This window comes from Gordonia amarae NBRC 15530 (assembly GCF_000241345.1).
Lineage (GTDB): Bacteria > Actinomycetota > Actinomycetes > Mycobacteriales > Mycobacteriaceae > Gordonia > Gordonia amarae.
In genome coordinates, this window is record NZ_BAED01000061.1 from 56789 (window position 1) to 69458 (window position 12670).

Below are 12670 nucleotides of genomic sequence, written 5' to 3' on the forward strand. Positions count from 1 at the left end.
ATCATGCCCGGCGCCGAGGTCATGCGGCTGATCGACGTCAACCGATCATCCCGGAAATCTGCCTACGATCGGGCGCATGAGCGCCCACGGCACGATCCCTGCATCGCCTGGATCGTGGCGCGGGGTGGCCGCCGCCGTCGCCGACCTGATTGCCTCGGGTGCGCTGATCGCCGCCACTCTCGCATTGGTCGCGTCGTTCGTCTTTCCGCAGTGGCTGATGTCGTACGGCCACTCGCCGCGAACAGCACTACCGTGGCAATTGCTGGCCGGCGCCGTCCTCGTGGTGTTCCTGTGGTGGCGGCACACGACCTGGGCGGTCACCGCCGCGGGCGGGGTCGCGGCGGGAGCCGGGCTGACGATCCTGCTCATCGGTGTCGACCATTTCGCCCCCGGTGGTGCCGGTGTCGGCGGCCGCAGCACGCTGACGGTGCTCGCTCTGTTCCTGCTGGCTGTGCACGGTTTGCTCGCGCCGGTGGTCACCGGACCCGACGACCGCCGCGATTCGGTGTGGTGGCCGGCCGTCGGGACCGCGGCCGGCGTGGCACTGTCTGTGCCGATGGTCTGGGCCGCGGTCGTCCCGATACCGGCGCACCTCAACGATCACCAGCGCGTCGCCACGTCGGCGCGGCAGCCCACGTTCTCCACCGAGTTGACGGGCAAACCCGCGGGAGCCGGTGACCGGGCCGTGACGCTGGCGTCGTCAGCGCAGGGCACGGTCACCGTTCGGACGGCGCAGTCCGGTCCCGACGGGTCATCGAAGGCGCCGCCCAGGATGGTGGTGGAGGGCCGCACCGGTCCGACATCCCGGCTGTCGGGTGAGCAACGAGCCTTGTGGCAGTTCGCACGCGATGGTGCCGAACTGCTCGGCACACCCGTCATCGGCGGCAACTCCGTCTACCTGCGCTACGCCCAGTGGGGTGCGCTGGGCACCGACAAACCTACGCCGCGCAACGTCAAGGCCGCCGGCAAACGTATCGTGGCGCTGGGGCTGTCCAGCGGGCGCAAGATCGGCGAGTTCGATCCCCCGTCACGCGACCACGTCCTGGTGGGCGCGGGCACGGACTACCTCGTGTTCACCCGTGGCGACGAGGTTGTCACGCAGGTCACGGTCACCGACTCGCACGGCACGCCTCGTTGGTCGACGGCATGGCAGGAGCAGCGGAACTGGCCCGACGACAGTTGCGGTTACGCCGCCGCGGTGGCGGCCGGCGACGGCGTACTGGTCTCGGTGCAATGCGACAGGCTGCCGCTGCGCGTGGAACTCCGCGACGCGGTTTCCGGCGGCACCCGCTGGGCCGGCACGGTCACGGGCACAACCGGAATCTGCGGTGCGTCCGCGGTCGACACCGGGTCGACTCTCGTGATCGCGACCTGCGGCGCATCGACAGGAGACACACGCGGACCGCTGGTCCTCGCCGGGTTCGGCGACGACGGCTCTCAGCGCTGGCACTTGGACCTCGCCGAACCGTATGTGACCTCATACCCGCGGTACCGGTTCTACTTCTATCCCGCCGAGTACGCGGTCACCTACCGGCAAGGTTCGGGTGTCATCGTCGCCGACAACGACGGTCTGACCGTCATCGACCCGGTCACCGGCAAGCAACTCGCGCGTCACCCGATCACGTTCCCGAGCGACATCCACTACCCTGCGGTGTCCGTGACCACGCTCGGCGTGATCGTCCACAACGCCCGCTGGGACGCCGGTACCAACCGCTCCGCACCCCTCTGGGTCGACTGAGCGTGATCGGCGTGCCCGCGCCTTCCCTCGTCGCCGACTTCGTCCCGCCCATTGACTGTCGCACCCATACAGCGCGACGATCCTGCTGTGCCAGGTCACCCAGGTACCGAGCCGCGCCGGCGGCGAGTTGACAGGTCCGGTCCGGGTCTCCGGCTGATCCGGGGTCCGTTGAATATGCGAAATGGTTCTTGCCCCAATAAATGAGGTCAACCGCAAGGGTAAATTTCGCGCTGGAGGACATCGTTCTGGCGTAACGGTAGACAACCATCCCCCACGTATCCCTAATCTGGACATCCCAGACACCTCGACAACTCTTCTCAGGAAAGGAGAATCGCCGATGGCGATCGACTACTCACGACAGAAAAGTCCCCCCTGATAAATAGGCCACACCAATCCTCAACCGGTGACACCACTCGACCGACCCGCGCACAGGGACACGACTGGCTACAGGCTGCCATTGACTGCATCGAACACGACAACATTCCGCAAGCCAACGAGCAGATGGAGCGTGCGCTTTCCGAGTATTCCCGGGCCAGCAAGCTGGATCCGGACGACGCGAGCTACTCCGCATCCGTCGGATACGCCGAGGCCCTGGTCGGCAACATCGATAAGGGACATGACCTCCTCAAAGCGGCCCACGAGAAACTACCGGAGGACGGCGACATCCGGGCAATGCACGCTCAGGTTCTCCTGGCAATGGTCGAATATAGTGTGTCGACATACGACGACGACTCGTGGGATATCCTCTCGGAGAAACAGCTCAATTCCTGCAAAGAGAAGATGACCATCGTCGACGCCCTTGAGATCAAAGGACATCCGGAAGTTGAAGAATCCCCCGCGGGGAGCGAGTCGTCGATCAGTACGGCCTCGAACGGCGGGAGATCTATGGTGCATCTTCACTTTCCAGGCACGGTTAAGCTCGAGGTGTGCCCATCGATACGCCACCGACAAGCGCCGCTAACGACGAGTTCGAAGCATTGCGACCACATCTGCTGGCCGTCGGCTACCGGCTCACCGGTACTTACGCCGACGCCGAGGATCTGGTGCAGGAGGCATGGATCCGGTGGGCCGGCTACGGCGACACCATCGACAATCTTCGGGCGTGGCTGACGACGGTGGTCGGTCGTCTCGCACTGGACCGACTACGGTCGGCCCAGAATCGCAGGGAAAGCTATGTGGGACAGTGGCTTCCCGAACCCGTCGTGATCGGATTGCAGGCCGATCCGGGCAAGAGCGATCCGTTGAATGTGGTGGTGGCCGGTGAGGACGCCCGGTTCGCGGTGATGGTGGTGCTCGACCAACTGAACCCCGATCAGCGGGTGGCGTTCGTCCTGCACGACGGTTTCGGTGTGCCGTTCCCGGAGATCGCCGACGTGCTGGGCACCACCGCACCGGCCGCACGCCAACTGGCCTCGCGAGCCAGAAAGGCGGTGGCCGGGGCGCCCCCACCGGTGCCGGCCGACGAGCACAACGCGATCGCCGGCTCACTGATGGCCGCATTGGCCTCCGGCGACCTGGCCGCCGTGGTCGGCCTGCTGCATCCGGATGTCACCTTCACCGGCGACGCCAACCGGCGGGCACCCACCGCGCCGCGGGTCATCACCGGCCCGGACAAGGTGGCCCGGTTCCTGTTCGGCCTGGCCCGCCGGTACGGCCCGAACTGGCTGGCCGGGTCCGAGCTCGCCCGGATCAACGGCGAACTGGGCACCTACACGCCGGGTGCACCCCCGGTCGACGGTTTCCCGGAGCTGAATCCGCGGATCACGGTGATGACGGTGCGCGACGGGAAGGTGTGCGCGCTGTGGGACATCGCCAACCCGGACAAGTTCACCGGCTCCCCACTGCGGCAGGATCCTGGTCAGGACTGAGCGGGATCGGTCGCCCAGGGCACCCGGCAGGCGTCGCCGGAGCTGAAGCCCTGCTCGGTGATGCCGAGCGCCGAATACATCCTCGCCCGCATGTTCTCCACCCCGATCTGGTAGGTCAGCTCGATGACGCCGTCGTCGCCGAATCGGTGGCGCAGGTCGTCGACCTGTTCGTCGGTGATGGTGTGCGGGTCTGTGGTCATCGCGCCGGCGTAGGCGATGGCGGCACGTTCGTCGTCGCTGAACAGTTCGGAGGTTGTGTAGTCGTCGATGTGCCGGAGCCGGTCGACGTCCAGGTTGTCGAGGCGCATCAGCATCGAACCGAAGTCCACGCACCACGAGCAGCCGACGGTGCGGGCCACCGAGAACACGGCCAGTTCGCGGACCCCACCGGGCAGCACCGTCGACCCGCGTTCGAGCATCGTCTCGTGGACGGCGTTGGCGACGAGCAGCTTTCGATGGTGGGCGGCGATGGTGAAGGGTTCGGGCACCTCACCGAAACGCCGCTTGGCGATCCGGTACATCAGCCGGGTCAGCAGACCGGCGCGTTGCGGGGACAGCGGTTCGATTCGCGTTCTGATCTCACTCATACCCATCGGACGAGACAGCCGGCCGAAGTGTGACGCCCGGGCGTTCATAAGGTCGAACAGCGGTGCCCTGCCTTCCCTCGGCCGCCTCGGTGATTCTTCGGTGACGATGACCGCGCCGGCGATCGTTCACGTGGGCTGACGACCATCGGCACGCGCCCACCGGATCCGCCTACGATCAGGCACATGGACGACGCCGCATGCGCCCGGGGGAACTATCCGGTGACGATGACCGGGGTCATCGCACCTTTGCCGATCACCCGGTCGCTGGTGGCGATCGCGAGTCCGCGCCGGGTTGCCTGAGCAACGATCATCCGGTCGAACGGGTCGCGGTGCTCCCAATTCAGCTGGCCCGCCAACGTCGCGTCCGCCGAATCCATCACGAGTTCCGACGCCACCATCGCGTTGAGCGTCTCCGCCCAACTCGACAGGATCCCCGCACCGTCGAGCCGGCCGATCCTGGTTTTGATCGCGATCTCCCACGCCGAAGCGGCTGAGACGAACAGTTCATTAGCGGGGTCGTCGAGTATCGCCCGGGCGGGCGCGGCCACCCGTTCCGGCGACGACACAAGCCACAGAAGGGCGTTCGTGTCCAGCAGCACCGCCGTCACGAGAGACCGTCCCACGCCGCCAATTCGTCGTCAGGCAGCGGTGCATCGAAATCGTCGGGGATCACCAGCCCGGGAAACTGCCCGAACACCCTCGTTCGCGGAGTCACCGGCGAGATCACCGCCACCGGACGACCGTGCGAGGTGATGGCCACCGGGCTGCCCGTCCTCTCCATCTCAGCCAAGACCGCGTTCAGCTTGGCCTTCGCCTCAGTGCTCGTGATCGTACGCATACCCGAAACATACACCAATAAGACTAGTCGTACTAGTCAGAAGTGCTCCTATCTCGCGCATTGCCCAGCGGAGACCGTCTACACACTTCCAGTCCCCAACCATGCGCCGTACGCTCGGGCGACGGGGCCGTGCTTGAGAATCAAGGCATAGTCAAACGTGAGCGACATGGGCACAGCGCGCATGGTGGCACATCGCGCCGGTCTCGGCGACCACGTCGTCGACGACCGCCCGAACGGCCGCCGGGTCGATGACGTCTAGTTCTACCGCGACGGCCGTACCGGGCCCGGCCGCCTGCGCGGCAACACGTTTCGCGGCGTCGAGGTCGATGTCGGCGCACCGAACTTTCGCGCCCACCGCGACGAGCGCATCGGTGAGCGCGGCACCGATCCCCGACCCGCCGCCGGTCACGATCGCCGACCGTCCCGAAAACCCTTTCACCCCAACGCGTGCGGGACTCACAGGAATGCCGCGAGGTGCTTGCCGAGCTGCGGGTAGCGCATCAGGTGAGCGCCGCCGTTGATGTCGAGGACCTCCCCGGTCATCCAGGCGGCGATGTCCGAGCACAGGTAGCGGGCGGCGCCGGCGATCTCCTCGGGCGTGCCGGGACGGCCCAGCGGGGTGTTCTCCACGTAGTCGCCCTCGATGCCGTCGATGGCCTGCAATCCCTCGGTGAGCGGGGTGATGATCAGGCCGGGCGCGATCGCGTTGACCCGGATCCGCCGGGGCGCGAGTTCGAGCGCGGCCACCTGCGTGAGCATCGCCAGACCAGCCTTCGACGCACAGTACGCCGACAGTCCGTCGCCCGGCTGACGCGCGTTGAGCGAGGCCAGCGACACCAGCGAGCCACCATCGACGACGTTCCGTCCGGCATGTTTGAGGACGATGAACGCGCCGACCAGGTTGACGTCGAGCACGTCCCGCCACAGCTGCACGTCGTGGTCGACCATCCGTCCCCAGCTGCTGATGCCGGCGGTGTTGACGACGGCATGCAACTCACCGTCCAGGGTAGCGGCATCGGCGAAGAGCTTCTCGACGGCCGCCTCGTCGGTGACCTCGACCTGCGCCGATGTCGCGCCGATCTCGGCGGCGACGGACGCGGCGTTGTCACCGTTGCGGTCGGCGACGATCACCCGGTAACCGTCCTCGATCAGTCCCGCGGCGATGGCGCGGCCGATCCCGGACCCGCCCCCGATCACGATGGCATTGCGAACACTCATCCGGCGAACACACCTTTCCCGTCACTGACGGATTCTGTTGACATGTGACAGTTAGAATTGACAGCTGTCAGGTTTCCATTAGTGTTGCACAGGTCACATCCTTACCGGAAGGCTTTCGATGGATCGCACCGCACGAGATTCCGCCACCCCGTCGATCGCCGTCATCGGCGCCGGGATCGCAGGCCTGACCACCGGCAAGATGCTCAGCGACTACGGCGTCGACTTCACGTGTTTCGAGAGCTCCGACCGGATCGGCGGCAACTGGGCGTTCGGCAATCCGAACGGCCACTCCAGCGCCTACCGGTCGCTGCACATCGACTCGTCGAAGTACAAACTCACGTTCCAGGATTTCCCGATCCCCGACCACTTCCCGGACTTCCCGCACCACAGTCAGATCAAGGAGTACCTCGACTCCTACGCAGACGCCTTCGACCTGCTCGACAACATCGAGTTCGGCAACGGGGTGGACCACGCGGAACATCACGACGACGGTGGCTGGACCCTGCACACGCAATCCGGCCAGGCGCGCGAGTTCGATTTCCTGGTCGTCGCCAACGGCCACCACTGGGATCCGCGGATGCCGGACTTCCCCGGCGACTTCGACGGCGACATCATCCATTCGCACTCCTACATCGATCCACACACCCCGCTGGATCTGCACGACAAGCGGATCGTCGTGGTCGGCATCGGCAACAGCGCCTGCGATATAGCCGTCGAGTTATCTTCGCGCACAACCGGTAACAGGGTATTCCTGTCGACGCGGTCGGCGTCGTGGATCGTACCCAAGTACATGGCGGGCAGACCGGTGGACAAGTACGGCGCAGCACTGCCGTACGTGCCGCCGAAGCTGTACCGCTGGGTGGTCAACAACGCCGCCGAAGCGCTCGCCGGAAATCCCGAACTGTGGGGCCTGCCCAAGCCGGAGCATCGTTTCCTCGACGCGCACGGCACCCAGTCGGTGGAACTGCCACTGAGACTGGGGTCCGGCGACATCACCGCCAAACCGAACATCGACCGACTCGATGGTGCCGCAGTGCATTTCACCGACGGTTCGGTCGATGAGGTGGATGTGATCATCTACGCCACCGGCTACAACATCACTTTCCCGTTCTTCGACCCGGAGTTCATCAGCGCACCCGACAACAAGATCCGGTTGTACAAGCGGATTTTCAAACCGGGTGTCGCCGACGTGGCGTTCGCCGGTTTCGGGCAGGCAGTGCCCACGCTGTTCCCGTTCGTCGAATGTCAGGCGCGGGTGATCGCGGCGTACGCGGCGGGCGAGTACCGGCCGCCGGCCGTCGATGAGATGGAGGCGGTGATCACCGCCGACGAGCACAAGAACCTCGGCCATATGCTCGATCGTCCGCGACATACCCAGCAACTCAACGTCTTCGACTACGAACGGGAAATGCGGGTCATCGAGTTACCCGAAGGACGGGTGCGCGCCATCGAACAGGGTTCACCGTTGACCGGCCGCACCACCGCCCTTGCCCGATGACCACGGAAGCCACGCACATGCCACAGTCTTTCAGCATCACCTCCGATGGAACTACCTGCGATGCTTGGTATTTCCCGGCATCGAACGACGATCTGACCACCCCCGCGGGTCGGCCCGCCGTGGTGATGGCACACGGTTTCGCCGGCACCAAGGACTGCGGCCTGGACTCCTTCGGCAGCCGGCTCGCCGACGCCGGACTCGACGTCGTCGCCTTCGACTACCGGGGTTTCGGTGCGAGCGAGGGTGAGCCGCGCCAGATCATCTCCCCGCCGGCCCAGATCGCCGACTACCGTGCCGCTCTCGCCGCCACCGCCGCACTGCCGGGCGTCGACCCCGATCGTCTCGTGCTGTGGGGAGTATCGATGTCGGGTGGGACGGTTCTCGACGTCGCGGCCGGCAGAGCTGATGTGGCTGCGGTCATCTCACTCACCCCGCTGGTGACCGCACTGGCCAACGAGAAGCCGCCCGCCCATCGCGAAGGGGCACCCGGCGACGCCAACCGGACGGCCGGGTCGACCGCGTCGCTGCTCGCCCTCGCCGCCCGCGACAAACTCGCCGCCCGCACCGGCCGTCGGCGCGTGATGGCGCCGGTCGTCGGGCAGCCCGGCGAGACCGCACTCATCAACTTCCCCGGCACCTATGACGACTACGTCTCGATCGCCGGCCCCACCTGGCGCAACGAGGTGAACGCGTCGATCGCGCTCGACGCACTGGCCAACCGCCCCAACCGGGCGGCAGGCAAGGTCACCTGCCCGGCCCTGTTCCAGATCGCCGACCACGATCGCTGCGTTCCGGTGCACGCGGCGGTCAAGGCGGGAGTGAAGGCGGGTGCCCTGATCCGGCACTACCCGTGCGATCATTTCGACGTGTACCCGGGCAAGAGATGGCATCAGCACATCATCGATCATCAGGTCGCTTTTCTGACCAAGGTCCTGCGCCCGCAGGTGCCCGCACCCCTGTGACGGGTACGACGCCATGACCGACCCGGCACCCGCGGTCTTCGACCGCCGCTCACCCACCCGCGGCGATCAGCGCCGGGCGAACCTGTTGCGTGCACTGCACGAGCTGCTGCAAAGCCGGACGTTCGAGCAGATCAACATCGCCGACATCACCTCGGCCGCCGGGGTGAGCCGGTCGGGGTTCTACTTCTACTTCACCGACAAGGCCGCCGCCGTCGCCGCGCTCGCCGCCGACATGCATTCCGAAACGATCGCCGCCACCAATCTGATGTTCGTGCGGTCGGCGTCGCCGCGGGAGCGCATCGCCGGGTCGATCCGCGCGACGTTCGCATCATGGGAGCAGCATCAGCAGGTGTTCGCGGCGATCCTCGCGGCCCGGCAGCACAACCCGGAGGTGCGCGAAGTGTGGGACGCCGCCCGCACAGCACTCGTCGCCCCGGTGGCGGAAATGATCGACACCGACCGTGCCGCCGGCCTCGCACCCGACGGCCCGGACAGCGTCACGCTGGCGACAGTCCTACTCGAACTCAACGAACGGTCGCTGGAGCAACTCGGTGTGGGGACGGGCCCGGGCGTGGCCGAGCGGATCGACACCCTGATCGAGGTGTGGAGCCGGTCGATCTACTCCAACACCACGCAGGAGAAGTGAGCACACCCTTAGTTCGGTTGTTTCGCAGGACCGGCGGTAGACTCACGCCCGTGGTCATCTTCTTCGAAATCCTGCTGGTGCTCGCCGCTGTGCTGATCACCTGGTTCGCCGTCTACGTGCTGTACCGCCTGGTCAACGACGAATCGTGACCGGACCGTCCGACGACGGCGGCAACTTCCCCGAACAGCAACTGCGCCGTTCGGGCGATGAGGCTGTGGCCGATGCCGAGGCACGGGCTCTCGATTCGGGTAGCCGTGAACGGAACGTCCCCACATGGGACGATCTGCCGCTGCCCATCGACACCGCCAATCTCCGCGAAGGCGCCGACCTGCACTCGGGCCTGCTCGGTCTGCTACCACTGGTCGGTGTGTGGCGCGGCGAGGGCGAGGGTCACGACCCGCTCACCGGCGACGACTACCACTTCTCCCAGCAGATTGTCGTCAGCCACGACGGCCAGAACTTCCTCAACTGGGAGTCCCGTTCCTGGGTGATCGATGACGACGCCAACTTCGTCGGACCCGACCTGCGCGAGACCGGTTACTGGCGCATCGGCGAGGACGACACCATCGAACTTCTCCTCGCGCACGCCGAGGGTTCGGTCGAACTGTTCTACGGTAAGCCTCTCACCCAGACCTCGTGGGAACTGGGCACCGACGTGGTGATCAAGGCCGAGTCGGGTGTACACACCGGCGGCGCCAAACGCCTCTACGGCCTGGTCCCCGACGGAGACCTCGCCTACGTCGAGGAACGCATCGATCCCGACGGTGACCTCACCCCCCGGCTGTCGGCGAAGCTCCGCCGCCACGTCGGCTGATCCGATGTTTCGCAATCACGAGGGCGCGCCGCGTTCGGTCGCGGCGTATCTCGTGCTGATGTGGGTTCCGCTGCTCGCGCTGCTGATCCTGGGTCCGCCCGCCCCGACGTCTGTCGCATCGGTGATCGCCGCTGTCGTGCTGGTGGTGGTGTGCCGAGCACGGCCCGACACCACCCTGCGCCGGGTGCTGGTGGCGGTCCTGTCTGCGTTGCGTCGCGCACCGACCAAATACCCACCACCTCCGACGGTTCCGCTGCGACGACGTGCCGCGAACATTCTTCCACTACAGCGTGTCCTGCTGTTGTGCTCGGCCGAACCCCGAGCACCGGCGGTACCGGCATAAGCCGGTCCGCCCCTGATTCGTGCGGCCCGGCAGACGCCCTCTGCCACTGTCGACCGCAAGGACTTTCCCCTCATGCTGTCCATTTCGGGTGCTCATCGCACCCTTGATTCCCATACTCTGTTCACCGACCTCGATCTGACCGTGCGACCCGGCGAATGCGGTGTCGTCATCGGCCCCAACGGTTCCGGCAAGAGCACCCTGCTGCGGTGCGTCATCGACGACGACCGGCTCGATGACGGCACCATCGACGTCTTCGGCATGGCTCCCGACGACCGGTCACCGGAGTTTCGTGCCCTGGTCTCCGCCGAGACAGGCGAGCAGGCCTCATTCTTCGACCTGACCATCACCGAACACCTGCAGTTGCTGTGGCGCTCACACCGCATGGACATCGCCGGCGGCGCTGTCATCGCGGCGCTCGACGACGCTGGGCTCGCCGACCTCGGTGACCGCTTTCCGCACGCGCTGTCGACGGGTCAACGGCAGCGATTCGCGTTGTGCGCGGCGTTCTCTCGTCCGTGTTCGCTGCTGGTGCTCGATGAACCCGAACGCGGCCTCGACACCGACGGCCAGAACTGGGTGATCGACAGGGTCCTGACGGCGAAACGGTCGGACACCGCGGTGCTGCTGGCCACGCACAGCCCGCTGATCGCCGATGCGGTGGCCGATCGCACGGTGGAGCTGGGCCGATGATCGGGGTGAGTATCCCGGATGTCCGGTTCGGCTGGATGCGTCGCTACGACGTGTCCTGGGTCGAGGTGGTGTTCTGCGGGGCGGTGATCGCGGGGTTCACCACCCTCGTGACACCGGCGCGGGTGGCCGGGATCATCGAGTTGACCCCCTGGGCCTCCGGCCATCCGGTTGCCGTGCTCTCCGCCGTCCTGGTTGTGGCGGTGGTGGCGGCATATCGGTGGGCGACGGTGTGGGGGCCGGTCCGGGTCGACCGGGCGACGCTGCGGTGGCGGCTGTCGGACCCCGCACCCCGCGCTCCCCGGCTGCGCCGGGCCACTGTTCCTGTCGCCGTGGCGATCGTCTGTGCCGTGACGTGTGCCGGGGCCGTCCTCGGTCTGCTCTGGCCGGATGTGCTGATCTATCTGGTTCCGTCCGGTGCTGCGGGCGGCCTGCTCGCCGTCGTCGCGGCATACCGCACGCAGGCCCGCACAGACCGCATCCGCTACCCGATTCGCCCCGGAACCACCACGGATTCCTTGCACCGCAACACCATTGCCCCGGTCGATGGTTATGCGGGCGCACTCTCGCTGGCGGCGACCATGATGGACACCGACTGGATCGCCCAGGCACGAACGGTGCGTTGGCAATTCACCCACCACGCCACGCCTGTCCGGGCACTGCACCGTAATCCGTTGTGCGCCTTGATTCAGCTCGACCTGCGTAGACTCCGGAGGCATCCCGAGGCCGTCGTGCGCGCCGCGGTCGCCGTGGCGGTATCGGCTGTGCTTCCCTCGGTGCTGACCGTTCATGTCGGCGCGACCGTCGTCGTCGCATTGCTCGGAATGCTCGCCGCACGCTCGACGGCACTCGGGTTGCGCGGAGCGGCACAGGCTTCGGGCGTTGCCCGGATGCTGGCCGTCACCGACCGGGAACTGCTGCTGCCGCACGTCGTGATTCCAGCCCTGACCGCGACGCTGTACTCGATTGTGGTGCTGCTCGTCTGGAATCTCGGTATCGTCGCGACCGTGGTCCTGTGGGCCGGCGCGACACTCGCAGCCTGCCGCCACGCCACCCGCCCCGACCTCCCCTACGACGCCCCGATACTGATCGACTCGCTGGTCACCGGTGCGGCCTTCTCCCCGCACCTGCTCGCCACCCAGCTGCGCGGCTATGGACTGCTGGCCGCAACAGCCCTGGTGCTGACGATGGTCTGACCCAAACCCCACCGGAGGCCGCCGGCATCGCAATTATTGCCATGCCGGCGGTCATCGGTGGGGTTTCGGTCAGGCTGCACACGATACAAACGGCCCCCGTACCGCTTCACGGGGAAGCCGGGCCGACGGACGGTCGGGGTACGGAGGCCGGGTGACCAGCTGGGATTCGCCTCGGCGAACCAGGGTCCTACACCTCAAGGTGTGGTCGGATCCGCCTCAGCGGATGGCCACCTCACTTGTCCGATTGGAAATCAATTCGGATCACCTCCTTCCTC

At 66.5% G+C, this 12670-nt stretch carries 12 protein-coding genes and 2 pseudogenes; 9 read left to right on the forward strand and 5 right to left on the reverse strand.

The annotated features are described in order from the left end of the window. Window positions 1-76: 76 nt before the first annotated feature. Together GOAMR_RS17575 and GOAMR_RS17580 are read left to right on the forward strand one after the other, a co-directional pair. Window positions 77-1738, forward strand: coding sequence for a hypothetical protein (locus GOAMR_RS17575; RefSeq protein WP_005190955.1), 1662 nt, complete (start codon window positions 77-79; stop codon window positions 1736-1738). A gap of 926 nt (window positions 1739-2664) precedes the next feature. Further along, window positions 2665-3606, forward strand: coding sequence for a sigma-70 family RNA polymerase sigma factor (locus GOAMR_RS17580; RefSeq protein ID WP_280109979.1), 942 nt, complete (start codon window positions 2665-2667; stop codon window positions 3604-3606). Here the strand turns inward: GOAMR_RS17580 and GOAMR_RS17585 are convergent. From GOAMR_RS17585 to GOAMR_RS17605, 5 genes and pseudogenes are all read right to left on the reverse strand, one after another. Continuing rightward, window positions 3597-4181: pseudogene (locus GOAMR_RS17585) on the reverse strand (carboxymuconolactone decarboxylase family protein); the annotation flags it as partial. The gene GOAMR_RS17580 and the pseudogene GOAMR_RS17585 overlap by 10 nt on opposite strands. 224 nt (window positions 4182-4405) lie before the next feature. Next, window positions 4406-4801, reverse strand: coding sequence for a type II toxin-antitoxin system VapC family toxin (locus GOAMR_RS17590; RefSeq protein ID WP_005190965.1), 396 nt, complete (start codon window positions 4799-4801; stop codon window positions 4406-4408). Continuing rightward, window positions 4798-5031, reverse strand: a complete 234-nt coding sequence (locus GOAMR_RS17595) for a type II toxin-antitoxin system Phd/YefM family antitoxin (protein ID WP_005190967.1) — start codon at window positions 5029-5031, stop codon at window positions 4798-4800. Before GOAMR_RS17595 ends, GOAMR_RS17590 begins: the two co-directional genes overlap by 4 nt. 190 nt (window positions 5032-5221) lie before the next feature. Continuing rightward, window positions 5222-5491, reverse strand: a pseudogene (locus tag GOAMR_RS17600) (SDR family NAD(P)-dependent oxidoreductase); the annotation flags it as partial. Further along, complete coding sequence (locus GOAMR_RS17605; RefSeq protein ID WP_005190970.1) at window positions 5488-6249, reverse strand: SDR family NAD(P)-dependent oxidoreductase; 762 nt, start codon at window positions 6247-6249, stop codon at window positions 5488-5490. The gene GOAMR_RS17605 and the pseudogene GOAMR_RS17600, both read right to left, overlap by 4 nt. A 118-nt stretch (window positions 6250-6367) precedes the next feature. On the opposite strand from GOAMR_RS17605, the gene GOAMR_RS17610 reads away from it, so the two are divergent. From GOAMR_RS17610 to GOAMR_RS17645, 7 genes are all read left to right on the forward strand, one after another. Further along, window positions 6368-7747: a flavin-containing monooxygenase gene (locus tag GOAMR_RS17610; protein ID WP_005190973.1), complete on the forward strand. Its 1380-nt coding sequence runs from the start codon at window positions 6368-6370 to the stop codon at window positions 7745-7747. 17 nt (window positions 7748-7764) lie between these two features. Then, window positions 7765-8709, forward strand: coding sequence for an alpha/beta hydrolase (locus GOAMR_RS17615; RefSeq protein ID WP_040515712.1), 945 nt, complete (start codon window positions 7765-7767; stop codon window positions 8707-8709). Window positions 8710-8722: 13 nt separating this feature from the next. Then, window positions 8723-9355, forward strand: coding sequence for a TetR/AcrR family transcriptional regulator (locus GOAMR_RS17620; RefSeq protein ID WP_005190979.1), 633 nt, complete (start codon window positions 8723-8725; stop codon window positions 9353-9355). Between the two features lie 145 nt (window positions 9356-9500). Beyond that, window positions 9501-10169, forward strand: coding sequence for a heme-binding beta-barrel domain-containing protein (locus tag GOAMR_RS17630; protein ID WP_005190986.1), 669 nt, complete (start codon window positions 9501-9503; stop codon window positions 10167-10169). Between the two features lie 4 nt (window positions 10170-10173). After that, window positions 10174-10512, forward strand: a complete 339-nt coding sequence (locus GOAMR_RS17635) for a hypothetical protein (RefSeq protein WP_005190990.1) — start codon at window positions 10174-10176, stop codon at window positions 10510-10512. Window positions 10513-10584: 72 nt separating this feature from the next. Continuing rightward, complete coding sequence (locus tag GOAMR_RS17640) at window positions 10585-11202, forward strand: ABC transporter ATP-binding protein (RefSeq protein ID WP_005190994.1); 618 nt, start codon at window positions 10585-10587, stop codon at window positions 11200-11202. Then, the gene (locus GOAMR_RS17645) at window positions 11199-12395 is read left to right on the forward strand and encodes a DUF6297 family protein (protein WP_005190998.1); all 1197 of its coding nucleotides are present in this window, start codon (window positions 11199-11201) and stop codon (window positions 12393-12395) included. The genes GOAMR_RS17640 and GOAMR_RS17645 overlap by 4 nt, the downstream gene beginning before the upstream one ends. The last annotated feature ends 275 nt before the right edge of the window (window positions 12396-12670 follow it).